The sequence below is a fragment of the Anabaena catenula FACHB-362 genome (genome assembly GCF_014698735.1).
Classification (GTDB): Bacteria; Cyanobacteriota; Cyanobacteriia; order Cyanobacteriales; family Nostocaceae; genus Anabaena; species Anabaena variabilis_A.
The window spans coordinates 87,218-99,680 of sequence record NZ_JACJTQ010000001.1 but is presented as its reverse complement, the minus strand read 5'-3'; the positions used below and the strand labels follow the sequence as shown (position 1 = coordinate 99,680).

Annotated in this window: 17 protein-coding genes and 1 tRNA gene; 5 read left to right on the top strand and 13 right to left on the bottom strand. The window is 38.3% G+C overall.

The genetic code is table 11. From position 1 onward, the window contains the following. The first annotated feature begins 60 nt into the window (after window positions 1–60). Both cobW and H6G68_RS00470 read left to right on the top strand, forming a co-directional pair. Window positions 61–1,122, top strand: coding sequence for a cobalamin biosynthesis protein CobW (gene cobW / locus H6G68_RS00475; protein ID WP_190904866.1), 1,062 nt, complete (start codon window positions 61–63; stop codon window positions 1,120–1,122). 1 nt (window position 1,123) lies between these two features. Continuing rightward, window positions 1,124–1,588 (top strand): ABA4-like family protein, encoded by a 465-nt coding sequence (locus H6G68_RS00470; RefSeq protein ID WP_190904865.1) that lies wholly within the window; start codon window positions 1,124–1,126, stop codon window positions 1,586–1,588. Between the two features lie 120 nt (window positions 1,589–1,708). Here H6G68_RS00470 and H6G68_RS00465 read toward each other — a convergent pair whose 3' ends face one another. From H6G68_RS00465 to H6G68_RS00445, 5 genes are all read right to left on the bottom strand, one after another. Then, window positions 1,709–1,927 carry an acetyltransferase gene (locus H6G68_RS00465; RefSeq protein ID WP_190904864.1) on the bottom strand — a complete coding sequence of 73 codons (219 nt, stop codon included), beginning with the start codon at window positions 1,925–1,927 and terminating at the stop codon, window positions 1,709–1,711. 56 nt (window positions 1,928–1,983) lie between these two features. Beyond that, window positions 1,984–2,292: a DUF3181 family protein gene (locus H6G68_RS00460; protein WP_190904863.1), complete on the bottom strand. Its 309-nt coding sequence runs from the start codon at window positions 2,290–2,292 to the stop codon at window positions 1,984–1,986. 120 nt (window positions 2,293–2,412) lie between these two features. Further along, the gene (locus H6G68_RS00455; RefSeq protein WP_190904862.1) at window positions 2,413–2,670 is read right to left on the bottom strand and encodes a hypothetical protein; all 258 of its coding nucleotides are present in this window, start codon (window positions 2,668–2,670) and stop codon (window positions 2,413–2,415) included. Between the two features lie 196 nt (window positions 2,671–2,866). Then, a complete protein-coding gene (locus H6G68_RS00450) occupies window positions 2,867–3,256 on the bottom strand; it encodes a response regulator (protein ID WP_190904861.1) in 390 nt (129 codons plus the stop codon). Next, window positions 3,253–4,452 carry a GAF domain-containing protein gene (locus H6G68_RS00445; RefSeq protein ID WP_190904860.1) on the bottom strand — a complete coding sequence of 400 codons (1,200 nt, stop codon included), beginning with the start codon at window positions 4,450–4,452 and terminating at the stop codon, window positions 3,253–3,255. Before H6G68_RS00445 ends, H6G68_RS00450 begins: the two co-directional genes overlap by 4 nt. Before the next feature lie 452 nt (window positions 4,453–4,904). Here H6G68_RS00445 and H6G68_RS00440 point away from each other — a divergent pair, with 452 nt between their 5' ends. Then, window positions 4,905–5,102, top strand: coding sequence for a DUF2795 domain-containing protein (locus H6G68_RS00440; protein ID WP_190904859.1), 198 nt, complete (start codon window positions 4,905–4,907; stop codon window positions 5,100–5,102). A gap of 57 nt (window positions 5,103–5,159) precedes the next feature. Here the strand turns inward: H6G68_RS00440 and moaC are convergent, their stop codons facing one another. Then, complete coding sequence (gene moaC / locus H6G68_RS00435; RefSeq protein WP_190904858.1) at window positions 5,160–5,660, bottom strand: cyclic pyranopterin monophosphate synthase MoaC; 501 nt, start codon at window positions 5,658–5,660, stop codon at window positions 5,160–5,162. A gap of 38 nt (window positions 5,661–5,698) precedes the next feature. Here moaC and H6G68_RS00430 point away from each other — a divergent pair. Next, window positions 5,699–5,772: transfer RNA gene (locus H6G68_RS00430), tRNA-Arg, on the top strand. 68 nt (window positions 5,773–5,840) lie between these two features. Here the strand turns inward: H6G68_RS00430 and H6G68_RS00425 are convergent. From H6G68_RS00425 to H6G68_RS27515, 4 genes are all read right to left on the bottom strand, one after another. Next, complete coding sequence (locus H6G68_RS00425) at window positions 5,841–7,067, bottom strand: MFS transporter (RefSeq protein ID WP_190904857.1); 1,227 nt, start codon at window positions 7,065–7,067, stop codon at window positions 5,841–5,843. Between the two features lie 47 nt (window positions 7,068–7,114). After that, window positions 7,115–8,125, bottom strand: a complete 1,011-nt coding sequence (locus H6G68_RS00420) for a glycosyltransferase family 2 protein (protein WP_190904856.1) — start codon at window positions 8,123–8,125, stop codon at window positions 7,115–7,117. 130 nt (window positions 8,126–8,255) lie between these two features. Then, the gene (locus H6G68_RS00415) at window positions 8,256–8,951 is read right to left on the bottom strand and encodes a C40 family peptidase (protein WP_190904855.1); all 696 of its coding nucleotides are present in this window, start codon (window positions 8,949–8,951) and stop codon (window positions 8,256–8,258) included. Between the two features lie 88 nt (window positions 8,952–9,039). Continuing rightward, complete coding sequence (locus H6G68_RS27515) at window positions 9,040–9,168, bottom strand: hypothetical protein (protein ID WP_277925338.1); 129 nt, start codon at window positions 9,166–9,168, stop codon at window positions 9,040–9,042. Window positions 9,169–9,281: 113 nt separating this feature from the next. On the opposite strand from H6G68_RS27515, the gene H6G68_RS00410 reads away from it, so the two are divergent. Then, window positions 9,282–10,220, top strand: a complete 939-nt coding sequence (locus tag H6G68_RS00410; protein WP_190904854.1) for a serine hydrolase — start codon at window positions 9,282–9,284, stop codon at window positions 10,218–10,220. 52 nt (window positions 10,221–10,272) lie between these two features. Here the strand turns inward: H6G68_RS00410 and H6G68_RS00405 are convergent, their stop codons facing one another. From H6G68_RS00405 to H6G68_RS00395, 3 genes are all read right to left on the bottom strand, one after another. After that, complete coding sequence (locus tag H6G68_RS00405; RefSeq protein ID WP_071191378.1) at window positions 10,273–10,617, bottom strand: type II toxin-antitoxin system PemK/MazF family toxin; 345 nt, start codon at window positions 10,615–10,617, stop codon at window positions 10,273–10,275. Next, window positions 10,614–10,889, bottom strand: coding sequence for a ribbon-helix-helix domain-containing protein (locus tag H6G68_RS00400; RefSeq protein WP_071191377.1), 276 nt, complete (start codon window positions 10,887–10,889; stop codon window positions 10,614–10,616). Before H6G68_RS00400 ends, H6G68_RS00405 begins: the two co-directional genes overlap by 4 nt. Window positions 10,890–11,137: 248 nt before the next feature. Then, entirely contained in the window at window positions 11,138–12,250 is a 1,113-nt protein-coding gene (locus H6G68_RS00395; RefSeq protein WP_190904853.1) for an acyltransferase family protein, read from the bottom strand. Between the last annotated feature and the right edge of the window lie 213 nt (window positions 12,251–12,463).

Sequence of the window (12,463 nt, the reverse complement as noted above, 5' to 3'; positions counted from 1 at the left end):
TATATTCTTCCATTACAACGGAAATAGTGTAAAATCAAATAACAAAACCACACACAAAACATGGCTACAAAAATCCCCGTTACCGTCATCACCGGCTTCTTAGGAAGCGGTAAAACCAGCATTATCCGTCACTTACTCCAAAACAACCAAGGACGACGCATAGCAGTATTAGTCAACGAATTTGGCGAACTGGGGATAGATGGTGAATTATTGAAATCTTGTCAAATTTGCCCCGAAGATGAAACAGAAGCAAGTCAAGAAACCCAAAATAATAACAATATATTTGAACTGACAAACGGCTGTTTATGCTGCACCGTCCAAGAGGAATTTTATCCGACAATGCGGGAGTTAATTAAACGCCGAGATAGTATAGATTATATTATCATTGAAACCTCTGGTTTAGCATTACCAAAACCCTTAATTAAAGCCTTTCGTTGGCAAGAAATCCGCAACGCTGCTACAGTAGATGCAGTAATTACAGTAGTAGATTGTGCCGCAGTTGCAGCCGGAACATTTGCTAGTGATTTAGATGCAATAGCTGCACAACGCCAAGAAGATGATAGTCTAGAACATGAAACACCATTACAAGAATTGTTTGAAGATCAACTTGCTTGTGCTGATTTAGTGATTTTGAATAAAACTGATTTAGTTGATGATGAAACTCAAGCACAAGTCCTAGAAATAGTCAAGAATGAATTACCTAGAGTTGTGAAAATTGTCTCTAGTGATTATGGTAAATTAGACCCATCTATATTATTAGGATTTGCAGCCGCAGTAGAAGATAATTTAGATTCTCGTCCTAGTCATCATGACACAGAAGAAGACCATGATCATGATGATGAAATTAACTCAACTCACGTGATTTTAGACCGGACATTTGACCCAGAAAAGCTACAAGCAAGATTAGAAAAACTGGCACAAGAACAAGAAATTTACCGCATTAAAGGTTTTGTCGCAGTTGCTAATAAACCCATGCGGTTAGTTATGCAAGGTGTAGGAAATAGATTTGATAAATTTTATGATCGTCCTTGGAAACTAGAAGAAGCAAAACAAACCAGTTTAGTTTTTATCGGTCGTAATTTACAATCTTCAGAAATAGAATCTCAATTAGTAGCTTTGTAATATGAATATCACAGATTTATTTAATGTTGCCAATCTTTTTGTTTTGCCTTTTTGGGCTTTGATGATTTTCTTACCCAACTGGAATGTCACCCGCAAGGTAATGGAATCTTATTTACCATTTGTAGTTTTAGCTGGTGCATATTCCTATTTATTTGTCGTCAGCATTACTCCAGAAAATTCCGAAGCATGGTCAAATCCTCAATTAGCAGATATAGCAAAATTATTTGCTGATGAAAAAGTCGCTGCTACAGGTTGGATTCACTTTTTGGTAATGGATTTATTTGTAGGTAGATGGATTTATTGGGAAGGTCAAAAAACCGGGATTTGGACAATACACTCTTTGGCTTTGTGTTTATTTGCTGGCCCTTTAGGTGTACTTTCTCATGTTTTCACCTATTGGATTACTAAAGCTTTTTCTAAAGGTTCTGACAGTGTGAAGCTAGAAGAAAAAACTGCTGCTAATTAAATTGACAGTTGAGAATTAAGAAAACAGGGTTTAGCAATGCTAAACCCTACAAATTTTATGTTTAGAGATATTTAATTAAACGTCTCAACGTGATTTATAAAATCCAGAAGATTTAATTTATTAAGCAGCTGTAGCTATCCTATATTGAGCATTTAACCAACAGAGTGGTAGTTCCTCACCAGATGGAAAAACTAACTCTTCCTTTTTATAGATATCTGTTTCCTGTTCTTCTTGTCCTTCTTGGTCTTGGGCGTGGACAATTTCACTATTAGGATCAAGTAGTTCCTGAATATCGACTATTTTAATTAAATCCTGGCTATCTTTGAGTTGTAAAAACATATGGATAACCCTCAATTAATTGAATTACTGAATTAGAAATGAGAAGGAGAGGGAGGTTAAACTTCCCGTTGGTATTTTTCCAAAATATCTACTAAGGCAACTTGGCATTGCAAGGGTAATAAATCAATTAAAGCTAGTTCCTTTCTACCACCGCCAATTTTAACTGGGATAGATTCCAAGACTTGAATAACTTGATCTTCATTGACAGTCTTGGAAGTAATTAAAGGATATAACTGTTCAGCAACAACAGTATGAAGTTTGGCATTAGATAAATAAAGATGCCACTTAGCAACATCTAGATAGACAGTTTCGCCAATTTCAGCTGCTAGGGCTTCTAGTAATTCTGTGGTATTAGTTTTAGCCATTGAAATAACCTTATGGGAAATAATAGCCTGAACCTTTAGCTTATCTCACATTATCGCGCAATTAGCTAAAATATCTCTACTACCACAGGTTACAATTACCCCAGCTTCAGCAGTCATTCTTTAGGTAGATTTGGGTGGTGTTTGGTCGTAATTAGCGATCGCACTAATATAAATTAGATGCAGCACTACTACACCTACCCAACCGATTGTTAAAGGTGTTAACCACTCCCAGGATGTGGCTTTCAAGATGTGGAAAAACCACAACCCCGAATTGACAGTAGCAGCAACAGCTACATGAAAAGCAAAATTCATCCGGTCATCTAATTTGCGAAAATCTGGGTCTTTGCGATCAGGTTTGCGAGGCCAACGAGGAGGCATAAATAATAAATATTTGTGAATTTGTTACAGAGGTTCATACACCCTCATCATTTTAAGGGTTTTAGGTGTCAGTTGCTTACATAAGTAGTCGTGCAAAATAAATTATCTAGTTAGGGGAGGGAATAGGAATAGTCAAAGAATACAGAGATTTTTATTTTTTGGCAAAATGTCTAATTAGTTTTCCTGAGGTAATTACCTACATTAGAGTAACTGAATTTTCGTAAGCCAACTCCATAGTCTCCAATAACTTGGGAATATCATAGGGTTTAGTTACCCAATAGGAAATACCCAAAGTTGAAACTAATTCCTCTGGATAGCCATAAGCCGTAGCGAATATAATAGCTAAATTAATACCTTGGGTCTGAAGGTGTTGATAAACTTCAACTCCTGTGAGTTCAGGCATTCTATTATCTAAAATCAATAAATCTGGTTGACACTTAAATACTTTTTCTAAAGCTTCTTTACCATCTTTTGCTTCTCTGACATCCCACCCTTCTTGATCCAGCAACAAAGAGAGCATAACTCGACAATCTTCGTCATCTTCTGCAATCAGGACTTTGCGCTTTTTTAAATTTTGATCCTTCATAAATTTTTCTTGGTTATGGGTAGAGAAAACATCTCAGTCACTGGTTCTGACTTAGAAGTATTTAATCCAGGAAGAGATGTAAAATGGACTTGTGCAAATTCAGCATTGGGCATTTTTTCAACTATAACTTTTACTGTGCCACCTTTACCTGCATTCTCAAAAGAATTGAGAAAACAGCGCAGCAGCTTGCGTAACAGCGATCTGATATCTGCTGATACTGTAATTATCTCTGTACAGTAAGTGAGAATTTCCACCTTGCGGATAGCAGCCTCAGTTGCTAAAAGGTCTACCAAATCGTGCAAACTATCAGTAAGTGATAGAGGTTGAATTTGTCCGATTTCTAATGATGCTAAACTGCGCCAAATTGCAGCACGATGACGAAATATTTGAATTGATTTTTCTGCCTGTTGCAGTAATTGCATTGCATAATCTAAGCGATTAACAGCTACCATCCGAGAACTAATTTCCAGTTTTAACCGTGCGGCTTGATGCCCTTGGATGATATCTTGACGCAGTTCTTCTAATGGTTGATAATCATCAGGATTTGATGCTAACACACGGCGAATATCTTTTTCTAAATTTCCTATCAATAATTCTGCTTCAATACCGTGAGATGCACACAGCAATATCTCTTTCAACCTTTGTCCTGCATCAGGACGACGGACGGATATACTGAATACACCAACAATTTCCCGGTTTTCGTTCCGCAGCGGAATTCCCTGGCAAGTGAAAGGATGAAATCCTTGAATAAAATGCTCTGCGGCCACGATTTCTACATAATCTTCTTCAGCTAGAGGAGTACCGATACCATTGGCACCAGCGACAGCTTCCGACAATAGGGAACCCGCACTAGGAAATGATTCGGAAGCTTGTACGGTTTGCTTGTCACCCACCACATCTAGCAGAATGCCTTGGCGATCGCTTAACATCACTGCATGACGATCTGTACCAGCAGCCTGTGATAAGGTTCGGAAGTAGGGAGCCGCTAAATTAATCAGATCACTATGTTGCTTTACTAAACGTTCAGTCTCTAAGCTGGATAGTTTCTCGGCTTGAAGAGCGCGGTTATCAGCCCCTTGTAAATGCGATCTTTCCCAAGCACGATAGATTTCTGAGCGCAACATCTCAGCACGAATTCCGCCTGTTGATGTGTATATAAGCCCTGCTTCTACTGCATTCTTTCCCTGAGGGGACATAGTTTTAACATCTCTTGGTTGAGAAACATCACTGAGAACTTACGCATGGAAAGCAAAAATTAATGCTTTAGGCAGAGTGTAGGGGAAGAAAAAGAAAGTATTGGGAAAATGTCAAAGCCCTTCCCCACTCTTTTCACTACACTTTGTCAAGACAAATAATTTTGGTGCATAAAAAATTTTATCATTTTTAGTTTTATATGATCAAATATTCTCAATTTTTTGCTCATGTCTCAACAGCTATAGCAATCCTGGTTGATGAGTGAGAAATTTTATAACGCACGGACTAAAAAACAAAGCAAAAGAGAAAAATATCAGTTTTTATCCATAGATTTTTACATCAACCAAGTGGATGAATTTTTATGTTTTTGAATTAACATTTATTCATCTTTTTGATAGAGGGAGTTAATCAATCCACTTGTGAAGATGGTAATGACCTTAAGCGGTGGATAAAAATGGCTAAAGCAAATCCAGTTGAACTCCAAAAACATTTGAAAGGTGTTGACTATCCTGCTAATAAGGAAGAATTGATTGAACACGCTAGAGAGCAAGGAGCCGATAAGCAGCTGATCTCATTACTAGAACAATTGCCAGAAGATGAAGAATATGAAAATCCAGCCGACCTTAACAAAGCTATAGGGGAGATTCAGTAGGTTAGATAATGGGTAATTGGTGATAGATTTTCTCATCACCAATTACCCAATCTAAACTCATAAATTGCTATAATCTCCTGATTTACCGCCGGTCTTGCTTACTAACCGAATATATTCAATTTGAATGGACTTTTCTAAAGCTTTTGCCATATCGTACAAAGTCAGCGCCGCCACCGAAACCGCAGTTAAAGCTTCCATTTCTACACCAGTTTCAGCTTTAGTTTTCACTGTGGCATAAATTTGATAACCAGGTAGTTGGGGATCTGGTGTTACTTCAACTGTAATTTTTTGTAAGGGTAAAGGATGACAGAGGGGAATTAAATTAGATGTCTGTTTAGCGGCCATAATCCCCGCTAACCTAGCAGTTCCCAAAACATCCCCTTTAGGAGCATTTCCGGCTTGAATGACGGCAAAGGTGGCTGGTAGCATCCTTACCCTGGCTTTCGCTACAGCTTGGCGCACAGTCGGGATTTTGTCAGACACATCAACCATTTGCGCCTCTCCCTGATCATCGAGATGGGTTAAGTTAACAGAATTTGAAAAAATATCTTGCGTCATTTGGGAAAGATGTGTTATTGTTAGATGCAGTCGGTTGAGGGTGTGTAGCTCAGTGGACTAGAGCACGTGGCTACGGACCACGGTGTCGGGGGTTCGAATCCCTCCTCGCCCGTTAAATGAAGATATAATAAATTGCACAAGCTCTTTGTTTAGGGTTTGTGCATTTTATTATATATATTTTTATCTTTTCAAAGCATAAACATCTTCACCACGACCGAAGGCAAAACGGAGGGAATTGGATAAATTGCGGCTGGACTGGGTGACGAAAATCAAGATGGCAAGGACACTTAAACCAGTCGCAAAACCAAACATACTGCGATAGCCGATTTGTTCAGCAACAGCACCCAAAATGGGGCCAGCTATAATCAGTCCAAAATCTAATCCCATTAAAGATACGCCAAATATCCGCCCTCGTTCATGGGGTAATGCTCGATCTGTCATCATTACTGAAATCATAGGAATGACTGTTCCAGAAGCCGCACCCTCTATAAATCCTCCCAGCAAGAAAGTTAAGGGGTTGTTTGCCTGCCAAATACAGATCATTGCCAAAGTATAAACCATCAAGCTGAAGGTGATAAATAAACCCCGCCCATATCGATCAGAAGCCCGACCAGTAAACAACCTGACACTAAAACTGGATATAGCCGCAGCTGTAAAAAATAATCCGGCATTTAAATCCACTCCCGTTGATTTGATGTACAACGCAATAAAGGTATGTACAGTACCTAAAGCTAAACCAAACAGTAAAAGTACAATAGCGGGTACACGCACACGGGGACTAATTAGTAATTGCCAAAATCGATCATCAGTGGAGTTTTTAGGTTGTTCCACAATAGGCGGATTGGTAATTGGTAGGATGCATAATATACCCAAACTACCTAAAACAGAAGATGAAATAAATAACGGTGTGTAACCATATGCGGCTTGTAAGTATCCACCTAAAGCTGGGCCAAGTGCCACACCTATAGGATTAACCAAACTCATATAACCGATGACTTCACCACGTCGGTGTTCTGGTGCTAAGTCTCCCACTAAGGCGATGTAACCTGTGGCAAAGGCGGCTATACTGATACCGTGAAAGGCGCGAATTGCCATCAATGGCAGAATTGATTTTACTACCAAATAACCAAGGGGAGCGATCGCAGCTACTGACATCCCAATCAGCAACACAATCTTTCTCCCCCGACTATCTGCTAATGCACCAACTTGGGGACGGAATAGCAACATCCCAATGGCAAAGCTACCCATCACAATGCCAATTTGTTGCTTTGTCGCGCCAATAGACTCGATATATAAAGGTAAAGTCGGCAACAACGAAGCTAAACTTGACCAGAATAATAAACCTGCCGCAAACAATATCAGCAGGTTTCTCCGCAGATCAGCGTCAAACGTATCAAAAGCTTTCACGGCAGATGCAATTTTAATGCTAAGTAATTTGTCTTTCTATTGTTACGTTACTTAACATTTTTTGCCACCACCTCTCGCACCCGATATATCGGCCTTCCTTGAGATTCATGATAAGTCCGCATCAATAACTCTGCCAAGAGACCGAAGCAAAATAACTGCACGCCTGTTACTAGTAATAAAACCGCCAAAATCAGCAAAGGGCGATTTCCAATCATTTCACCTAAAACCAATTTCACGAAAGTCAGGTAAATGCCGATTCCCACCCCAGAAACCATTGAAATTAAGCCCAATAGCCCAAAAACGTGCATTGGCCGGGTGAGGAATTTTTTCATAAACAAAATAGTTAACAAATCCATCAACACCCGGAAAGTCCGTGAAATCCCATATTTACTTTGACCAAACCGTCGCGCATGATGACGCACAGGTAATTCTGTAATTCTCGCTCCTTCAATATATGCCAAAGCCGGTAAAAATCGGTGTAATTCCCCGTAAAGGTTCATATCTGCGACTAATTCGCTACGATAGGCTTTAAGAGAACAACCATAATCATGAATATACACGCTTGTACTGCGGCGAATTAACCAATTGGCAATTTTAGAAGGAAGCAACCGATTTACCGCCCCATCTTGGCGATTTTGCCGCCAACCACTGACCAAATCATATCCCTCATCCAGCTTTGCTAATAACATAGGGATATCAGCCGGGTCATTTTGCAAATCTGCATCTAAAGTGATGATCGCTTTTGCTGTGGCATAATTAAAACCAGCCGCCATAGCCGCAGTTTGTCCGTAGTTACGTCGCAAAATTACCGCTTTTAAATCAGTGCGGATTTGGGCTTGTTCCTTGAGAAATTCCGCCGAACCATCGCTAGAACCATCATCTACACAGATGATTTCATAATTTAAATTACTAGCTGTAAGTGTGGAAGAAATTGCTTCTAGTAATAAAGGTAAGCTTTCCACTTCATCTTTAATAGGTACAACTACTGATACATCGGGTAATGGCTGTTGGGTAATTGGTAGTGGGTGATTGCTGATTGGTACTTGGTAATTGGTCATAGGGATATTAAAACAGTTAGCTGGTTCCCAGTCTCTGACTGGGAATCATATCATAGAGGCTCTGCCTATGCTGTCACTAAAGGCAGAGCCTTGTAGAATTCATTCCCATACAGAGTATGGGAACGAGAAATTACGAATTACCAACATAGCTGTTCACAACTCTACCAGCACCGCGCAATTGTTTATAATATGACTGACTAACTTGATCACCTTGTTCCGAAAGTTGATCAATTCCAATTCCGTTGCGTCCTTGTTCTTTTCCTGAACTGTGAATATAGGAACTATCACCTAAATACAAACCTACGTGAGTTGCTTTTTGGGGAGTACCAAAAAAGATTAAATCCCCTGGTTGTATTTCATTAATATCAATTGGTTGTGTAAAAGCTTCTTGTTGATAGGCATCTCTCGGTAGCCAAATACCTACAGATTTAAAAGCAGCTTGCATTAAACCAGAACAGTCATAATTTGGTGCTACAGTTCCACCCCACAAATAATAATTATCTTGTTGTTTTGCTGTTTGCATAAAGGCGATAATTTCCGGTATGCGTTGTTGAATTTCTGCTGCTGAGATGAATTGGGGTTGATATACTGTTTCTGTTGGTTGGAGAAACTGCAAATCATTCACAGATAACCATCCTGGATAGTCATCTTCACATAAAAGAATTTCTATAGCTGTATCTTGATGATTGGATGTGATTTTTAAATGTCGTCCTGTTGCGGCTTGAGTTGCTAAACGGATACATTCTGGAGAATCATATAAGTTGAGGTTAGTATTACAGAAATATTCTTTTGTGGGGGAATAGGGAATTGGTAGGTTTATTGACATGATTAATATTATCTGAATCAGGATATCCAGGATTTAAGGATGAACAGGATTATATAATCTATTATTCTGTTAATTTTTAAATCCTTATTCAGACATGATCACACAACCGCCGCACTTCTGAAAAATCAATATAGTATTGTTCATCTTCAGCTTTGCTTTTATCAAGAGTTTTATTAGGATTGCAAGCTTGATAAAACCTCATTAAATCAAGTGTCATGATAAATTACCTAAAATCAGCCTAATTATAGTTACCATCTCAGTAATTATACAGGTAATGATAGGATTAAGCGAGAAACGAGACTCCTGATAGCATAAGGAAATTATTCACAAATGGTTTTTTTTAATAAAAACGAACAACTAGAACATCTCGGTAATGAAATTTTAGAGGCAACTTGGTCTAAATTTACAAGTTTAGCCCGTAACCAAATAGCTTTAACTTGGGTTGTGTATGATCCTCCAGCACCTGTAAATACAGGTGGTGCGTTGACTCCTGATGCTTTTTGGAATCATCCAGTGCGAGGATTTAGTTATCGTGGTGGAGAACGCATTTATCCCGCTAGTGTCGTCAAGTTGTTTTATTTGGTAGCGGTTCATGAATGGCTAGAAAAAGGTATGAGTAACACTTCCAAGGAGTTGGAGAGAGCCTTGGGTGATATGATTGTTGACTCTAGTAATGATGCTACCAGTTTAATTGTCGATATTCTCAGTGGTACTACATCTGGAGCAGAGTTACCCGCTGGACCTTTTGAAACTTGGAAATATCAACGCCATATTATTAACCGCTATTATCAGTCCTTGGGTTGGGAGGAAATGGGGAAGATTAACGTCTGTCAAAAAACTTGGGGAGATGGTCCCTATGGACGGGAAAGAGCGTTTTATGGAGAGATGTTTGAAAATCGCAATATGCTGACTACTGATGCTACTGCTAGGTTATTGCATAGTATCGTGGGTGGGGTAGCGGTGTCGAGTGTGCGATCGCAATCCATGATGTCTTTACTCAAACGCAGTCTCAACCCTGATGAGTTACCCCAAGATGTAGAAGAAGACCAAGTTACAGGCTTCTTAGGCAGTGGATTACCCCAAAATAGTCAAATCTGGTCAAAAGCAGGTTGGACAAGCACAGTTCGTCATGATGCGGCTTATATTGAATTACCAGATCAGCCTCCTTATCTGTTAGTGGTATTTACGGAAGGGAAAGCACAAGCCAAAAGCCGGGAAATTTTACCTTTTGTTTCGGGAAAAATTGCAGAAGCAGTTAGCAATTTATAAACATGATCTGGGTAGTGCGTTAATAGAGTTTAACGCACTCAGCACTTACCGCTCACCCCGGCAAATCTAAAGCAATCAACAAAGCCTGTGCCAAATGCGCCATTACCACTTCAGAAAGTACCCCTCTTAAACGCAAAAAGCGGGTTTTAGACAACACCCGCACCTGATCTGCCATTGCGATTGAGTCTTTCCTCAGTCCGCCATCTGGTGCTAAAATTAAAACTTGAGTAGGGTAAACTCGCTTCCCGTCTTGATAGGTGGTACAAGGTACTGCTAAAACCACAGGGCTAGATAGATTAATCACGTCACGACTGACAATAATTACGGGGCGAGTTCCTCCCTGTTCCGAACCTTCAGTCATTTCTAGACGCGCATCATACACTTCACCCCTTCTCATCTTGGAGATTCCCCTAGCTGCAACGCCTCCCACTGAGCCGGCGCAAATTCAGCTTCCATTTTTAATACTTCGGTCTGATAATCTGGGTCTTTTGCCATTTCCGCCAAAGCAGCATCAATTTCGGCTCTCTTTTGGGCTGCTAATTCCCGCTTCAAAGCCTGCACCACAAAATCATTCCTACTTTTGGCTTTTCCCTCTAGCACTGCTTTATCTGTAGCTTCTAGCAGTTCTTTCGGGATTGTTAACGTCGTGCGAATTGTTTCTGCTTTCATGGCGCGTTCTAGACTGTGATGTCTGAAGTGATGCTTTATATGATATCGTTTTGAGCATCAATTAGTAAGTGCAAGTTGATCATAAATAATTTCCACATTTAGACATCAGTTAGACCTCAGTAATTAAAGCGGAATTCAGCAATCAAGAGAGGCGTGGTTACTCCGTATCAATACTATTTTTTTACCCATGCCATCTCCATCAGATTCAACCTTTTCCTAGTCATTGTCAACCCAAGTTTTTTAAATTATTAGACTGATTTATTTTTGATTTTTTCTATCAATAACTTTCCTAGATTTATCCCTCTTTTTTCAATGAGATTTTCTGTAATTACAGCAATCTTATACGTTAAAATAGTTGTAATTATAAAACACATAATTAATAATATATCTCTTGGCAAATAAGACTTTAAATAATCGTATATCATTCTAGATAGATCCCATGCAAATAAGAAATGGAATATGTATACAGAAAAAGATACTCTGCCTAAATTCATCAAAGCTTGATGATTGAGAAAATTCTTTTTTGAAGAGAAATTATATAAAAAAACAAAAGACAATCCCGATATAAATGGCATAATAGCGCCTCGATATGGGAAATGTGGCTGAAACATTAACATCATGGAAATAGCAGTGAAGAAAATAAAAATAATAATATCAAGCTGCCAATTTAAATATTTTATTAATTGATTTTTATCTATAAAAAATAAAGTGATACCTAAAAAGAAAACGGGTAATTGATTAATAAGATTATTGTAAATGAATGCATGATTATCAGCCGAAAATCCAGTGGTAATTTGAAACACAAATTGAAAAATAATATTTATCAATAGCATTATTAATGGCAACATTAGATATAAAACAGTTTTTCTTCGAGTGATTTTATTAAATACCGTAAATATAAAGGGGAAAATTACATAAAATGACATTTCTGTACCAATAGACCAACCACCAGGAACAATATTATTATTGGCTGGCGAATAAAATCCATGTAAAAATAAGAAATTAGTAAAAAGATTCATGAAATTATATTTACTGTCTATTGTTAAATTTCCCAAATAAATATACATCTTGGTGCTACTCCACAGCATATAAAAAAATATTGCTGTGTAATACAGAGGTGCTATTCTAAAAAATCTACGAATAGCATAATTTAGCAATTTAAAGTACTCTCCTTGATGTCTTTCCATAGAAAGACACAAGGTATAAGCAGAAATAATGAAAAACAACTGCACACCCATTTGTCCATATTTTGAAAAATATCGTAATGGTAATGATATTCCGGGAATGCTTTGGCTAGTATGAACCAAAATAACTAATAGGACAGCAATTCCTCTTAAAGCATCAATATGTTTGAGTTTCATTAAATTGAATAATTTCCTATTACAGTAGTAAGCTCTTAAAAATTAGAATTTAATCATAATTCTCAATAGCTTTTGTCTCACCTATAACTTAAGAGCTTGATTGCAAATGACTTAATTTACCAGAAAATGGTGTGTATCTTCCAAATTGTGATTAAAATTGGGTAGAAATAGTTTTTTGGTACGGATAAGTAGGAAAATTGTCTTCTAGCTCAT